This is a genomic window from Janthinobacterium sp. HH102 (genome assembly GCF_001758625.2).
In the GTDB taxonomy this organism is placed as follows: domain Bacteria; phylum Pseudomonadota; class Gammaproteobacteria; order Burkholderiales; family Burkholderiaceae_D; genus Janthinobacterium.
In genome coordinates this window covers 2,688,046-2,703,256 of sequence record NZ_CP062062.1, presented here as the reverse complement: position 1 = coordinate 2,703,256, position 15,211 = coordinate 2,688,046, and the positions used below count along the sequence as shown (strand labels likewise).

Below are 15,211 nucleotides of genomic sequence, written 5' to 3'. Positions count from 1 at the left end.
AGGGCGAGATTGCAAGTCACTCAATCGTCTTGACGTTTTTAGTGAACTCCGCACGAATGGAGCAAGATCTGTGCGACAGTTTATCTTTTGCCATGATTGTGTGAGTCTGTTCACGTATGAATGCAAAATCATAAGCCACGATGTGCAAGTTTACTTCCGCATTAGTATAGGTCGCATCGAATCGATCTTCCACTGGCTGCCTATAACTTCTGGTCCGTGAATCATTTTCCGGGGCGATAAAAGGAATATCACGTATCGATTTTGCGGCTCCAAATTTCCGGGTCAATTCCGCTCGTAGATGCTGAAAAGATGCGCATTTTGCAGTCGCCTCGACGTATGTCATATCCTCGCCATTAGTCGTTATTTTTTCTTCCCAATCATCGTCAGTGCCATGCAGCCGATAATTTCGCATCGTTGAACCTGAAAATCCATAAAGAAAATTAACTTGAGTCACCCCGTCATTTGAAAAAAATAAAGTTGCAACGCCTGGGAATTGGTCGAGAAATTTCGTTGATATGCTGGCGAATATCCCTGGGCCCCTTTGGCCAAAAGTTGCATTGGGGATTTTTTCTAGCACGTCCTTTCTCGTATCGCCAATCAGAATCGGCTTATCAAAATAATCAGTCAACGCAACTGTGGCTAGCCGGCGAACGGTCATTGGAGGCGTCGCCGTTTCGGTCGTAGCAGATATGGCGGGAGGCGTGTCCGATACTGGAGACTGCGATGGTGTCGGTGTAATTGCTTGCGCAACCGGCTGGGCCATGGACTCACTCGTAGCCGACGCCACGTCGCCCACGCTTGTGGGTGGGAGCATTTTCTGCGTCGCTGTTGGTGGCGCAGCAGGCGGTGCGGCGGGCGACAAATCTTTTGTTTTGAAAAACTGATGCCATGCAAAAAAAATCAATCCACCTGCAAAAATAATGGCAAGTAGCGGACGGCGCCGAAGGAGTGCTAAACCAGCTTCGAATTCGCGCTCGAAGCGCTCGGACCATGTTTCGTTAGGAACAGTCACATTTTCCTCCTGCCGTTGGGTCAGTTGATCAAGTAGTCTAGCACCTGCTGACGGCGGGTATGCGGCGCCGGCGCAATCTGATTGCGTGCTCCCAAAAAGGAGGGGATGGACGGCAAGCGTACTGCCATGGTTGTCTTGAAGTACGCGCAAAGCCACTGCCATCTGAAAGCGGCGCGACATGGCCAATTAGTCAAACGAAATTAATAACGTCGCTGCGCACTGCCGGCCGGTGTTGTGTTCGCCAGTGCAGCGTGTGGATACTGCAGCGTACCCAGGACGTTGACGCGCTTGCTGCGCGCGCAAAATTTGAGGAAGCAATTAGCTTATAACTTAATATTCTATCAAGCGTAGCAAGCAGTTAACGGGGGCATGGCACAATGGCTGCGAATTTCAAACGCTTCACCACCGCAGCCCATTCGAACCGGAGACCACATGAGAATCGAAACCCTGGCCGTGCACGCCGGCTACACCCCCGACCCGACCACCAAGGCCGCCGCCGTCCCCATCTACCAGACGGTGGCCTACGCCTTCGACAATGCCCAGCATGGCGCCGACCTGTTCGACCTCAAGGTCGCCGGGAACATCTACACGCGCATCATGAACCCCACGCAGGACGTGCTGGAAAAGCGGGTCGCGGCGCTGGAAGGCGGCGTGGCCGCGCTGGCCGTCGCATCGGGCATGGCGGCGATCACCTACGCGATCCAGACCATCGCCGAAGCGGGCGACAATTTCATCTCCGCCAGCCAGCTGTATGGCGGCACCTACAACCTGTTTGCCCACACCCTGCCGCAGATCGGCATCGAAGTGCGCTTCGCCGACGCGCGCCAGCCCGAGACCTTCGCCGCCCTGATCGACGCGCGCACCAAGGCCATCTTCTGCGAATCGATCGGCAACCCGCTGGGCAACGTGACGGACGTGGCGAAACTGGCCGAAATCGCGCATGCGCACGGCATCCCGCTAATCGTCGATAACACGGTACCGAGCCCCTATCTGTTCCGCCCCATCGAGCATGGCGCCGACATCGTCGTCCATTCGCTGACCAAATACCTGGGCGGCCACGGCACCACCGTGGGCGGCGCCATCGTCGACAGCGGCAAATTTCCGTGGGCCGAACACAAGGAGCGTTTCAAGCGCCTGAACGAACCGGACGTGTCCTACCACGGCGTCGTCTACACGGAAGCGTTCGGCCCCGCCGCCTTCATCGGCCGCGCGCGCGTCGTCCCGCTGCGCAACATGGGCGCGGCCATTTCGCCGCTCTCCGCCTTCCAGCTGATCCAGGGCATCGAGACGCTGGCCCTGCGCATGGACCGCATCTGCGACAATACGCTGGCCCTGGCCAAGCACCTGAAGCAGCATCCGAAAGTCGCGTGGGTCAATTACGCGGGCCTGGAAGACCACCCGGACCACGCGCTGGTGAAAAAATACATGCACGGCCGCGCCTCGGGCATCCTGTCCTTCGGCCTGAAACTGGCCGCCGGCGAAGATCCACGCGCGGCCGGCGCCCGCGTGCTCGACGCCCTGCAGCTGTTCACGCGCCTGGTCAACATCGGCGACGCCAAGTCGCTGGCCACGCACCCGGCATCGACCACGCACCGCCAGCTCAATCCCGAGGAACTGGCCAAGGCGGGCGTGTCCGAAGACATGCTGCGCCTGTCCGTGGGCATCGAGCATATCGACGACTTGCGCGAAGACCTGGAACAGGCCTTGAACGCGGCGTAAGGCTTTTTTTCGCGCCGTTCCCAGGGGAGTTCATGCCATAATCGGCGGCATGTCTTCCCCTCCTATTCCCCCTGAACAGCGGGCGTCCGGGCTGTTCCGCGCCGAATACGCGCGCCGCATGAATGCCGTGCTCGACCATATCGACCGCCACCTGGACACGCCGCTGGACCTGGCCCAACTGGCAGATGTCGCGCATTTTTCCCGTTTCCACTTTCACCGCGTGTTCGCCGCCTGGATGGGTGAAACCTTGGGCGATTATGCGCGCCGCCGGCGCCTGGAATCGGCCGCCTTGCGGCTGGCCTGCCGTCCCGGCGAGTCGATACTCGACATCGCGCTGGCGACGGGCTTCGGTTCCGGCGAAGCGTTTGCGCGCGCCTTCAAGCTGAAATTCGGCTGCACGCCGACAGCCTGGCGCGCCGGCATTGCCGCGAAAAACGCCGCCATGCTCGCAGCCATGCGCCTGCGCCGGCAAGATAGCAATCCGGATCAGGCCATGCGCAATACCGATCAGGAATACGGGCCGAACTTCCCGCACCATGGGCACTCCAATCCACTTGATAGAGAGAGTCCCATGCAAGTCACCATCCTCGACCTGCCGCCCGCCACTGTCGCTTGCCAGCGCCATATCGGCCCCTACGGCCCCGCCATCAGCGCCTTCTGGCGCGACACCGTATCACCGTGGATGCAGTCGCACGGCCTGGGCGACGCCACCTGCTACGGCATCGGCCTTGACGATCCCAGCATCACGCCGCCGGAAAAATGCCGCTACGACGCCTGCGTCGCCGTGCCCGACGGCTTCCAGTCAGGCGGACGCGCCAGCCTCGCCACCCTGCCAGGCGGGCGTTATGCGGTGGCGCAATTCAAGGGACCGTCCAGCGCCATCCCCGACGCGTGGACGCGCATGGCGCGCGAATGGCTGCCGGCCAGCGGCCTGCAGTGGGACGAGCGCCCCTGCTTCGAGCGCTTTGCCGCCGCCACGGCGATGGACCCGGCCACCGGCGAATTCTCTTGCGAGATCTGCATCCCCGTGCGGCCGCTGTAACAATCTCGTCGGATTACGCGGCATGCACGGCTACGTGCCGCGCGGCCTTGGCGGTAACAGCGTAGGTCGGATTAGCGCAGCGTAATCCGACACCGCCGCGTACGCCACGCATCCGCCATTAAGGTCCCGTCAGCACCTGCGCCACCTGCCTGACCCTGTCACCCACGGAACCTGACACATTGACATAGGCGATCCCCCGCCGCGCCAGCTCGGCCTGGTACCACGCATGCTGGCGCGCGCGGAAATCCTCGTCGCGGCGGGTGCCGTCCTGGATGAAGGGGAAATCGGGCGCGCACAGCAGCATAAGGTCATAGCGGTGTTCGGCCAGCTGCGCCAATTCCTGCTCGGCCCTGCCGAACATCTCGATGCAGTAAAAATACGTGGTCATGGGCGAGGTATCGCAAAACAGCCAGCGCCGCGCAACCAGGAGCGCCTGCGCTTCGCGGCGCAGCTGTTCCCGGCCGATCTTCAGCAAATCATCATAGGCCAGCACGCCGTCCTGGCTTTCCCACAGTTCGCGGCCGTATTCGGCCACCCAGGCCGTCTCGAAATGCCGCGCCAGCGCTTGCGTCAAAGTCGTCTTGCCGCTCGACTCGCCGCCGAGCACGCACACGCGCGTGACGAAATCGGCGCGCACAACGGGCGACAGGAAGGCGCTGTGCGCATGCGGGTCTTGCCGTGCCACAGTGCCGGACACGGGCACCAGGGTTCTTGCCTGGTCCACGCTCACGTGCGCCACCGCGCCAGCTGCATAATGCCGTTCCAGCACCTGCGCAAAGCCGGGGCCATACTCTTCGCTGCTAAACACGGCATCGACGGGCAAGTCCAGCACCGTCCAGCACAGCCAGCCCATGAAGTGGCGATGGTCGTCGCCATCGGCGTCGTTGTGCGGCAGCGCGCGCGCCGGCACGCCGCGCGCCGCGCACAGGGCGGCCAGGCGCGCATCGTCGAGCACCACGATGTGCGCCCGCGGGAATTGCGCGCGCAGCCACCGTTCCCGGCGCGCCGGCTCGTAGCCGGGAAATTCAGGCTTGGTGTAGCTGACCACCAGCAGCTCTTCGCAGGCGTCTTGCGCACGGTTGATCAACAGTTCATGGCCCTGATGCAGCGGGCAAAATTTGCCGACCACAAGGCCGCGTTTATGGCGCTTCATGCTGCCGCTTCCCGCAAATCCGAGGTGTATTGAATGATCTTGTCTTCCGCCAGCAAGGTCTCGACCGCGATGTCGCCGAAAAAGGGCGCGAGCAAGGCACGCGCCCGGTCTGCCTGCGGCATGGCGTTCGGCGCCAGGCGCAGCGCGACGGCGCCGTTGCCATGCTGGTGCACGCCGAACAGGGCGATGGCCAGCGGCTTCAAGGCATGCGTGATGTCGATATTATTGATCCACTCGCCATTGATGGTCCTGTAGCGCAGGGGGCTGCGTCCCGCCAGGCCCACCAGCACGGGGCCGTCGGGGCCATGCGCCAGCGAGGCGTAGTCGCCCGTGCGGTAGCGTACGAGGGGCAGGCAAAAGTTAAAACCGCCCGTCACCGTGATCTCGCCCCGCACGCCATCGGGCACGGGCTGTCCCGCAGCATCGAGGATTTCCACGTACAAGCGGTGCTGCAGCAACACATGGCCGCCCGCCCGCTCGTCGTACACGGCGACGGGTCCCACTTCATTGAGCGAATAGATATCGAGCACGGGGCAGCCAAAAGCCGCTTCCAGCCGCGCGCGCATGCCGGGCAACAGCATCATCGAGACGGACAGCAGCGCGGCAGGCTTGTGCGTCATGGACAAGGTCAGCAGCTCGGCAAACGAGATGGGGTCGCCCGCGATCAGCTCGGGCGCCATGGCGTCCAGGTAGCGCGCGCGGTCTTCAGGCTGGCGCCAGTCGTCCACGTGCAGATTGATCTTCGCCAGGCCTGATTCGTTCATCGTGGGCGTGACGGAGACATAGGTGAAGCAGCGGCGCTGGTGCCCCAGCAGCATCACGCCCACCTGGCCCGCGCCATGGCGCAGGGTCACGCCGAAGCGGCGCAGCGCGCGCTTGTGGAAGGCCAGGTAGCGCCCCGCCACCAGCGGATGCGAGGCGATCAGCAGCGGATGGCCCGTGGTGCCCGTCGTCTGGAAATTGATCATGCGCGCCAGGTCCGCATCGTCGGGCACGAAGGCGGCGATGTCGTGGGCCAGTTCGGCGCGGCTGACGGGCGCCACGTCAGCAAGGCGCGCTGGGGGCGAGCCGCAGGCACGATAATACGGCACCGTGGCGTAGGTCGTCCTGAGAAAATCCGCCAGCCAGGGCGGCGGCGCGGCGGCGCTCCAGCCGATCGCGGCATCCATGACGTCCTGTTCATAGGCGCGCAGCGCTTCGACCTCCGCCGCCAGCAGCTTGTTGCCGCTGCGGTTGCGGTACCGGGGCGCGCAAGGATGGCTGCGCAGCTTTTCCAGCAGGCGCGCCCCCGCCGGCGTCAGGGTGGGACAATAGTCGCGGTCCGATTCCCAGGCACCGCCCGGCAGGTTGACGTCAGGTTTGCCAGCGAGCGTCATTCGCGCGACCACTTGTCGGCCGATTCCTCGGCCGCCTTCTTCGCCAGCGCCTCGCGGATCTCGCGCGAACGCTGCTCGGCCAGGCGGCTCGCTTCGAGCAGGCGGCGGCGCTCAGTGCCGCTGATGGCAGACAAGCGGTCCGTGGCCTGCGCCACGCTTTCATCGCGGGGCCGAAAACCCAGGCGCGCCAACACGATGCGCGCCAGTTCCTCGCGCCGCTCCGGGTCTTGCGTGAACTGGTGCGCGGGCGTGGCGGCGGCCAGTTCGCGCGCCGCCTCGCCCAGCACCTGCAGCAGGTCATGCTGCGGCAACCGCTGTGCGATGAACCACTCGTCGGCCAGCAGCCAGCACAGGATCATGGCCAGCGCCAGCCGGTTGCGGTCCGCCTTCACCTGGGCGCCGATAAAACCCTGCAGTGACGCGGCCGGCGCACGCGCGCCATGCAGCAGCACAATGTCGTTGACCAGCGCGGCAACCGCCACCGCCTGCGCATTGGCGACACCGGCAATACGGGGCTCGGCGAAGAATTCGACGGGCGTGTCGGCCAGGCGGTGGGTTAAGGTTTCGAGGTGGGGACCAGAGATATTCATGGGCCTTTTCTTATACAGTGATGTGCAAATTTAGCCCGAAAAGCAAAGGCTGGGGTCAGACCCGGCGGGTCTGACCCCGGATTTAAACATAGTGGCGCCGGCTGAACGCCCGCGCAAAGTCCAGCAAGTCCTCGTAGCGCTCGACGGCGTGGATATCCCAGTCCTGCTCGCGGCGCGCGCGTTTCAGGTCGTCATAGGTTTGCTGCAGCCACTTGCTGGCCGCTGCGCCATCCCAGTCGCGCGCCAGGTTCAGGGCCATGGTGCCGCCCGCGCCGCCCTGGGCCAGCGCCTTGGCGGAAATATCCCAGCCGCTGTTGCCCAGTTCATCCTTGTCGAACATGGTGGTGATGCCATCGTCGGAAATCATCAGGATGTGCGCGGGCCGTTCGCGCTTGCCCGCATAGGTCTTGCGCAGACAGTGGATAGGGAAACAGGTGCCGCCGCCAAAAAACTCCGTCAGCACGCCCAGGATCAGGTCTTCATCGCGCACGAAGCCGGGCGTCTGCATCACCTCGTTCTTGCCGCTCCACAGGGTCACCTGCACTTTCGCGCCGGCGCGCAGGGCGGACAAGGCGATGACGGCGCCGGCCAGTGTCAAAAACGAGGTGTGCGCCTGCGGGTTCGGCATGGAGCCTGAACTGTCCACGTACATGTCCAGGTCGACGGGCACGGCGTCGATGGCGCGCGCCGGTTCGCGGCCATACACGCGGCGCACGGTCGTCACGCCGGGCACGGGGCGCGGCGACTGCATCACGGATTGCAGCCAGTCGATTTCCTCGAGCGGATCGCCGATTTCCCACGCTTCCAGCCCTTCCATCTGCGGCTCCTGCGACTCGGGCGCGGGGCGGCTGGGAAACGCTACCAGGTGCGGCAAGGCCCGCTCGCGGTAGTAGCGGATGGCGATTTCATGGTCGCTCAGGTCGATGCCCGAGGCCTTCAGAATGTCGCCCAGCTCGAACGGCTCGCGCAGCTGGCCGCCGCCCGGCCTGGCCGGCGCCTCGCCCTGCGGCTCCTCGCCATCGAGGCCCGAGATGCGCTTGTCGTGCACCGGGTGGATGGCGCCGCCTTCCTCGTCATCCTCGATCTGCTGCGCGCCATACGTCTGGCAGCCCCGGGCCGCGTCGCGCGTGTCCTGCAGATAGCGGCTCGGGCCCAGGGCGTCCGTATCGTCGACCAGATAGGGCAGCAGCAAGGTGGCGAAACGGCCCGCCGCCAGCATCCAGTCGTTCGCATACACGCGTATCAGGCGCGCGCCCAGCCAGGCGTCCGTGTCCAGGCGTTCGTCCGCCTCGTGCTCAGCCCCTGCTCCGCCCAGCTCTCCCTTTTCCAGCTGCCACAGGTTTTCATAGATGCGCATGTACAAGGTCCATACGCCGCCGCTGCCCTTGGCGCGCGCTTCCACCGTGCGCCCCTGCTGCAGCTTGCGGTAGATGTCGGCCATGCGCAGATTCGCCTGGCGCTGCAAGCGGTCGTTGATGAACAGGTCCGTGTACAGATTGGCCACCATGGGCGCGTGCTGCTCCAGTGTGGGCAAGGCGCGGCGCATGCGCGCTAGCAAACGGAACTGGTCGCCGGCGCTGCCCGGCGCGAGGATATGGTGGCCGATTTCATGGGCGAGGATTTCCAGCGCATAGCCGTCCAGCCCCAGTTCCGTCACCAGCGGCAAGTCCACCACCACGCTCTGGTCCAGCAGCCGGATCATGGCGAAGCTGCCGGACAGGCCCTGCTTGCTGGCCTCGACGCGGCTGGCGCACAGGCTGGGGTCGCGCAGGCGCGTAAATTTGCTCCATACGGCCAGGGCCTCGGGCCAGGCAGCGCGCCAGGTGTCGATCAAGGCCGTGTCGGTGATCTTGTTCATGCGAGCGGCAGCAGGCGGATCGCGTGCGTCCACGGCGACGTGACGGCGACCGTATGCGCATTGGCGGCGATGGCGATGTCGCCGGTCGGCACATCGAGTTCGATGCGGCGCGCGCCGATCTGCAGGGTCGTCCCATCGAGCCGCACGGACGCCGGCATGCCCGTTTGCCCCTGCTCGAACTCCTGCGCCGTGGCGCTGTGCAGCACGGCGCCAAAGGCGTCGGCCACCAGCAGGTAATGGCGCTCGCCGCTGCGCACGATAAAACCATCCGCCGCAGCGCGCACTTGCGGCGGCGCGCCGAAGTCGCCGCCGAGGCCTGTGAAGCTACCGAACTCCCTGCCCTCTGCATTGCCGCGCCACGGATAGTCCAGCAACTGCGCACGCACCTGCGGCCATGGCGCACCCGGCTCGCCAAAGGCGGCCAGCGCCAAGTCCGGCGGCAAGGTATCGGCGGCGGCCAGCGCGCCCTGGCGGAAATGCGCGACGCCGGCGCGCCACGCCAGCACCTGGCCCACTGCGCGCAGCTGCGCCAGCGTGGCGACCTGCGGCGCCAGGGCGGCCAGCTCGCGCTGCCACTGCGCGGGACGCGCCCCCGCCACGGAGGCGATGTGGATGGCGGCGTTGCTGAGCATGCCCAGCACGTCGATGGGCGCCGTCGCCAGCAGCGGCGCAAACTGCGGCGCCAGCTCGCGCCAGACGGTATTCAAGAACGGATTTTTCGCCGCCGGACCGGCCAGCCCATGGCCCACCAGTTCCAGGGCCATGTCGTAGGCAGCGAGGGTCGCGCCGCCCGCTCGCTCGGGCGCGGCGGCGACCACGGCGACTATCAGCGGATCGACGCCGTCGAGCAAGAAGGCGCCGAAGGCGGCCATGTCGAGCGAGGGAAAGCGCCGGCGTGCTTCCGCCGCGCGCGCATTGAACTGGGCGCGGCCGCTGGCAAGTAGCGAGGCAAAGGCAGGAGAGATCATCGCGGCCCGTCAGTCGCTGTGCGAAAAGTGCAGCAGATAGCGTTCATCGCTCAGTTCGAACGCGATCTCGTCCCAGTGGATGGCGTACCAGAAACCGGCGGGCGGCGTCATCGTCACGGCATACGTGGAAAAACCGCCCAGCGCCTCGTCGAGCGATGCGAGGAAGGCGGCCACCAGCTGCGCGCGGAAGCGTCCCGGTGGCGCCGCCTGCATGTGCCGCGACGAGAAAAACCAGCGCTGGCACACCTGCTCCAGCTGCGCGCGCCCGCACGGCGCCAGCTTGATGTGCCACAAGGGGGCCGGCAAGTCGCGTGCGGGTGCGATGACGTGCAATGCATGGTCTTCCACGCGCAAGCCCAGCGCCGTGGCAAGATCGGGCGCGTCGGGCAGGCGTGATAATTCGTAGCTCGCGCACAGGTCGCTCGCTTCGCCATTGAGCATGGCCAGCGCTTCCAGGAAGCCTTGACAGTGCGGCACGCTCATTGCGAACGCAGCCAGCTGCGGTAGTTGGTATAGCGCTGGTGCAGGTATTTCAATTTCAGCAGGTCGTCGTACAGGGGGCCGTACAGCTTGCGCCCCTTCGTGCGTTCGCCGATCAGCTTTTCGATGCGGTTCAGGCGCGCCAGGGTTTCACGTTCGCTGACGCCGTCGAGGCCCAGGTCGAATTCGGCCGACAGCACGCCCACGGGATCGTCACGGTCCAGGTCCAGGCGGTTGAATTCATCGTTGGACAAGTCGAACAGGCGGCGCAGCCAGCCTAATCTGTCGCTGCGGTAGGCGGCGTTTTCCGGCAGCGCGAAAAACGGCGCGTCCGGGTCCGGCTGCAGCTTGTTATGCAAGACGAAGGGCAGCACCTGGCGCAAGTCTTCCAGCTCCACCTCGCCATTGCCGCGGAAATACGCCATGGCCTTGGCGTAGATCATGAGCGCCATCAGGGTGCGCACGGAGATGCCGTTCAAAGTCTGGCAACCGAGGTCCTTCAGGCGGTCGCGCCCATTGTCGGCCGCCTGCGCGGCGCCCCGGTCGGCACCGGCCAAACGGGCCGTGTCCTTGGTCATGTATTCGAACTGGCCGCCGGCCGTCTCGAACAGCTCGAACTGGCTGGCAAAAAATTCCAGGCGGCGGCGCACGGCGTCGGGTATGCCCACCTGGCGGATCGCCTCGCCGATCTGATCGACCTCGCCTTCCGTGAAGATGATATCGGGCGGCACCAGCTCTTCGGGACGCACGTTTTCTTCCACGCGCAGCAGCAGCTCGTTCAGGAAGCGCGGGTTGAAGGCCAGCGCCTGCACCGTCACGTCGACCCGGTCGCGCAGCGCCTCGATCACCTGGTACGTGCCGCCGCCCTGGTCGTCGTTGGCCGTCAGGTACCAGGCCGCTTCCGGGCACTCGTAAATATGGTTCAGCACTTCCGCGTAATTGTCGCCCATGACGGTGAGCAGCGCGCTTTGCGTGCGCGTGGGGATGCGGTTGTATTCATCGACGATTTTCACGCGCATGCCCAGCCAGGCGCGCCAGGCGATGCGGATATCGTCCATGCTTTGCGCATTCACCAGGTCGGCCGGCAGCGGATTGCCCAGCAAATCGGCCACCGTCATCTGCGGGTGGCCATGCTGCATCGCGCGTTTCACCTCCTTGACGGTGGAACCGGCCAGCACGCCCATCAGCAGCGCGCTGGCCGTCTTGCCCCGTCCCGGCCCGCCCACAAACAGGCATTTGCGGCGCGTGGCGAACGTCAGCAGCGGCAGCAAAATAAAACTCGAATAGCTTTGCGCCGACGGCAAATTCAATGTGCGGCGGCTGTCGCCCACGGAATAGGTCTGCGACGGGCCGTCGTTGTACTCGATGTCGTAGTGGGGGCTGATGATGGCGTGGTTGACGATCCAGAAGTAGGCCTGGCGCAGCTTTTCATCGAAAGGCCGCGCTTGCGCCTCGCCTTCCGCGCCCAGCGCGATGGGGCCCTGGTACAAATCCGCCACGTCGAACTGCCGCGCGGCGGGCGCGGCCTTGGGCTTGGTGGGGGCTTGGGACAAGCGCTGGAACAAATTGAATGCAGACATAGAAATCATCAAAAAGGCATCGAATCAACCCCTAAAGCCAAGGACCGGGGTCGGACCCTCAGGGTCCGACCCCAGCATTTCGCTGGGGTTACGGAAATGAAATTATTGCATATCAAGTGCCTTCGGCCTTGTTCAAATCGACAACGGTTTCCTCCAGCTTGCGCCAGCGCCACCAGCCCAGCGCCACGCAGGCCAGCAGCAAGGCCAGCAAGCCCGCCACTTCATGGCGGATTTCATGCAGCGACGCGCCCATCTGGTTGAGCGCAACAAAGCCCTGGATGCCAGCCGTGGACGGCAGCAGCCAGCGCAGCCATTGCAGCACGACGGGCATGGACGATACGGGCCAGGTCAGGCCCGCGAGGAACAGCACGGGCATCGAGGTGGCGATCATCAGCTGCGTGCCCCGTTCGCGCGTGCGGAACAGCATGCCCAGCAGCATGCCGAACGCCGCCTCCGCCAGCGAGAACAGCACCAGCAGCAACAGCATGCCGCCGAAGTTGCCGCCACGGGGGTAATCCTGGAACCAGAAGACGAAGCCGAAGAAATAGCAGCAATTGAGGAAAGCGACGCAGGCAAACGCCAGCAGCATGCCCGCATAGCCGCCCGCCGTGCGCCGGCCGACCACGGGGAAGCTCTTGCGCTGGTACCAGGTGCCGAACAGCATGGTCATGCCGATCAGCAAGGTCTGCTGCACGATCAAGGTCGCCACGCCCGGCACGACATACGCGCCATAGCCTTCCTTGACGTTAAACAGGGGCACGGCGTCAAACGCGATGGGCGAGCGCTGCTGGTTGGCCTGCACGGTCGATGGCGTGCCAGCACCCAGGCGTTTCAACTCGATGCCGGCCGACACCGTGCCCACCACTTCCGCCAGGCCGTTCAAGGCCACCTTGTTGAGCATCAAGTACAGGCCATTGCCCGCCACCTGCGCATGGGCGGCGCGGCCGGCCAGCACGTCCGTCTGCAAACCGTCGGGAAGGATCAGCACGCCCATGACCTTGTCGCGCCACAGCAAATCCTGCGCGACGGGCAAGTCCGGCGTGACGGCCACGACTTGCAGCGAGGGGTGAGCCATGGCGAAGCGCGTGAGCTGGCGCGACATGGCGCTGCGGTCCTGGTCGACGACGGCCACGGGCACGCGCTGGACGATTTCCGTCGAGTATGGCAGCGGATAAAAGAAGGAATAGATGATGCCGCCGATAAACAGCAAGGTCAGCGCCCCCTTGTCCGTCAGCATGGCGCGCCAGGTGGCGATAAAAGCCGGCCAGATCATGCGCGCCCCCAGGCCGCAGGCATATTCGCGCGGCGCGCCAGCAGGAATACGCCCACGGCGCCGCAGCCGATGGCAAAGCCGGCCAAGATCAGCATTTCCTGCACGCCATAACGCCATGGCGCGCCGGCCAGCCAGTATTTCGTTTGCAATTGCAGATAGTGCGTGAGCGGCAAGGCTTCCGCCCAGGCGCGCGCCGGTGCCGGCATGGCCATCAGGGGAAAGGCCTGGCCCGCGAACGCGAAGGCCGGTGCGGTAATAAATGCCGCGCCCGACAGGGCCAGGCGCAGGGACAGGGTGGCGCCGATCAGCAAGGTGGCCATGCCGCAATACGCGAGCACCAGCAGCAACATGCTCAGCAGCAGGGCCGGCAAGCTGCCCGCCACGGCCCAGCCACGCGCCAGGCTGAAGAACAGCAGATACAGCAGCGCCAGCGCGCAGTAGGCGATCACGGGAAACAGCAGCTTGGTGCCGACGGCACGCAGCCAGCTGCCCTTGGCCGAGGCCAGCCATTGCGGCACCGTGCCGTCGCGCAACTCGCGTCCGATGCTCGTGACGACGGCGACGACGATGAAGATCTGCAGCATGGCCGGCATCAGGGCCAACGTTAAAAATGCTTCATAGCTGGTGTTTTCATTGTACAAACTGTTCAGTGTCGTGCGGATCGGTTCGAACTGGGCCGCCGCCTGCACGCCCGACATGCCCTTTTTTGCGCGCGCCGTCATCTCGATGCCGGCCGACAAGGTCGTGCTCACCGTGCGCACGTCGCGCAGCAAGGCGCCCGCGTGCGAGGAAAACTGCGCGTTGTACAGCCATTGCACGGTGGCTTGCCTGCCGCCCAGCAGTTTCTGTTCGAAATCGTTGGGGATCAGCAGGTAGCCGAACGCCGTACGCTCGCGCAAGCGATGCAGGGCTTCGTCGCTGGACGCCACTTTCGCCGCCACCTGGACACCGGGCGAAGCGTCGAGCCAGCGCGTGAGCTGGCGCGACAAGGTCGAGTTGTCGTTATCGATGACGACGATGGGCAAGTCGCGCGCGATGCCGGCGGAAAACACCAGCCACAACATACCGCACAGCACGATGGGAATCCAGCTGAGCATGCCGAAGTCCCAGAAGTCGCCGCGCAGCCGCGCCCACTCGCGCGCCAGCGCAGAAACCGGCCCCTTATCCGCTTCGTTCATCGCGTATCAGAGCGGTGGAAACACGACCGACATGCCCGGGCGCAAGCCCTCGACCTTGATGGCGGGGCGCAGCCGGATTTCAAACGTGCGCAAGTCCGTGCCGCCCGGGCGGGCCGCGCGCCACGTGGCGAAATCGGGCAGCACGGCCACGGAACTGACCTTGAAGCTCACTTGCTGCTTCAAGGCCGGCACATTGGCCGTATGCGTGCTGCCCATGGCAAACGCGGCCATTTCATCTTCGCGCACCTGCAGCACGGCCCAGGCGTCATCGAGGTTCACCAGGGTGATCACGGGGAAGCCTTGCGGCGCCAGTTCACCGGGCTGTATCTGGATCTTGCTGACCTGCCCGGCCACGGGCGCGGCGATCTTCGTTTCCGCCAGGGCGACCTGCGCTTCCGTCAGCACGGCGCCCACCTGGCGCGCCTGGGCGGCGGCGGCCGTCTTGTCTTCCGGACGGGCGCCCTTTTGCGCCATGTCATATTGCGCGCGGGCCGCTTGCGCCAGCTGGTCGGCGGCGCGCCATTGCGCTTGCGCCTCGTCGCGTTTCTGCTGCGCGATCACGCCTTGCTCGTACATATTGTTGACGCGGGTGTACGTGGTCTTGGCGATGGTGGCGCCCGTTTGCGCCCGCTCCCAGTTGGCTTTCGCGGCGGCGATTTCTTCCGGACGCGCACCGGCTTGCGCCTTTTGCGCCACGGCATCGGCTGCCTGCGTGGCGGCCGTCGCTTGCGCGATCTTCGCGTCCACTTCCGGACTCGTCAGCTGGAACAGCAGTTCCCCTTTCGGCACCGTCTGGCCCAGCTTGACGTACAGCTGGCCCACCCTGCCCGGCACTTTCGACGAGACATTGACTTCCTGCGCATCCATCTGCCCTTGCAAAGGCAGGCGCTGCGGCTGGAACGCCTGGTACAAGCCCCAGCCCACGAAGCCGAGGACGATGATGGCGGCGACTATGGCCAATGGTTTTTTGGAGGTGCTCATT

At 64.8% G+C, this 15,211-nt stretch carries 13 protein-coding genes; 2 read left to right on the top strand and 11 right to left on the bottom strand.

Annotation, left to right across the window (positions count from 1 at the left end; translation table 11 throughout):
• Positions 1–16: 16 nt before the first annotated feature.
• Positions 17–1,192 (bottom strand): hypothetical protein, encoded by a 1,176-nt coding sequence (locus JAB4_RS12390; protein ID WP_139143027.1) that lies wholly within the window; start codon positions 1,190–1,192, stop codon positions 17–19.
• Positions 1,193–1,444: 252 nt separating this feature from the next.
• Between JAB4_RS12390 and JAB4_RS12385 the strand changes: the two genes are divergently transcribed.
• Together JAB4_RS12385 and JAB4_RS12380 are read left to right on the top strand one after the other, a co-directional pair.
• Positions 1,445–2,731 (top strand): aminotransferase class I/II-fold pyridoxal phosphate-dependent enzyme, encoded by a 1,287-nt coding sequence (locus JAB4_RS12385; protein WP_070218279.1) that lies wholly within the window; start codon positions 1,445–1,447, stop codon positions 2,729–2,731.
• Positions 2,732–2,780: 49 nt separating this feature from the next.
• Positions 2,781–3,773 (top strand): GyrI-like domain-containing protein, encoded by a 993-nt coding sequence (locus JAB4_RS12380; RefSeq protein WP_070218280.1) that lies wholly within the window; start codon positions 2,781–2,783, stop codon positions 3,771–3,773.
• A 118-nt stretch (positions 3,774–3,891) separates the two neighbouring features.
• On the opposite strand, the gene JAB4_RS12375 is transcribed toward JAB4_RS12380, so the two are convergent.
• The 10 genes from JAB4_RS12375 to JAB4_RS12330 all read right to left on the bottom strand — a co-directional run bounded on the left by JAB4_RS12375 (position 3,892) and on the right by JAB4_RS12330 (position 15,210).
• On the bottom strand, positions 3,892–4,926 hold the full coding sequence (locus JAB4_RS12375; RefSeq protein ID WP_070218281.1) for an AAA family ATPase: 1,035 nt from the start codon (positions 4,924–4,926) through the stop codon (positions 3,892–3,894).
• Positions 4,923–6,302 (bottom strand): AMP-binding protein, encoded by a 1,380-nt coding sequence (locus JAB4_RS12370; protein ID WP_070218282.1) that lies wholly within the window; start codon positions 6,300–6,302, stop codon positions 4,923–4,925. Before JAB4_RS12370 ends, JAB4_RS12375 begins: the two co-directional genes overlap by 4 nt.
• On the bottom strand, positions 6,299–6,892 hold the full coding sequence (locus JAB4_RS12365) for a hypothetical protein (protein ID WP_070218283.1): 594 nt from the start codon (positions 6,890–6,892) through the stop codon (positions 6,299–6,301). The genes JAB4_RS12370 and JAB4_RS12365 overlap by 4 nt, the downstream gene beginning before the upstream one ends.
• Positions 6,893–6,974: 82 nt before the next feature.
• Positions 6,975–8,750, bottom strand: coding sequence for a VWA domain-containing protein (locus tag JAB4_RS12360; RefSeq protein WP_070218284.1), 1,776 nt, complete (start codon positions 8,748–8,750; stop codon positions 6,975–6,977).
• Complete coding sequence (locus JAB4_RS12355; protein ID WP_070218285.1) at positions 8,747–9,718, bottom strand: hypothetical protein; 972 nt, start codon at positions 9,716–9,718, stop codon at positions 8,747–8,749. Before JAB4_RS12355 ends, JAB4_RS12360 begins: the two co-directional genes overlap by 4 nt.
• Positions 9,719–9,727: 9 nt before the next feature.
• Complete coding sequence (locus JAB4_RS12350) at positions 9,728–10,195, bottom strand: hypothetical protein (protein WP_139143648.1); 468 nt, start codon at positions 10,193–10,195, stop codon at positions 9,728–9,730.
• Between the two features lie 2 nt (positions 10,196–10,197).
• On the bottom strand, positions 10,198–11,778 hold the full coding sequence (locus JAB4_RS12345; RefSeq protein WP_070218287.1) for an AAA family ATPase: 1,581 nt from the start codon (positions 11,776–11,778) through the stop codon (positions 10,198–10,200).
• Positions 11,779–11,890: 112 nt separating this feature from the next.
• Entirely contained in the window at positions 11,891–13,051 is a 1,161-nt protein-coding gene (locus JAB4_RS12340; protein WP_070218288.1) for an ABC transporter permease, read from the bottom strand.
• Entirely contained in the window at positions 13,048–14,229 is a 1,182-nt protein-coding gene (locus JAB4_RS12335; RefSeq protein ID WP_070218289.1) for an ABC transporter permease, read from the bottom strand. The genes JAB4_RS12340 and JAB4_RS12335 overlap by 4 nt, the downstream gene beginning before the upstream one ends.
• Before the next feature lie 6 nt (positions 14,230–14,235).
• Entirely contained in the window at positions 14,236–15,210 is a 975-nt protein-coding gene (locus JAB4_RS12330; protein ID WP_070218290.1) for an HlyD family secretion protein, read from the bottom strand.
• Position 15,211: the final 1 nt, after the last annotated feature.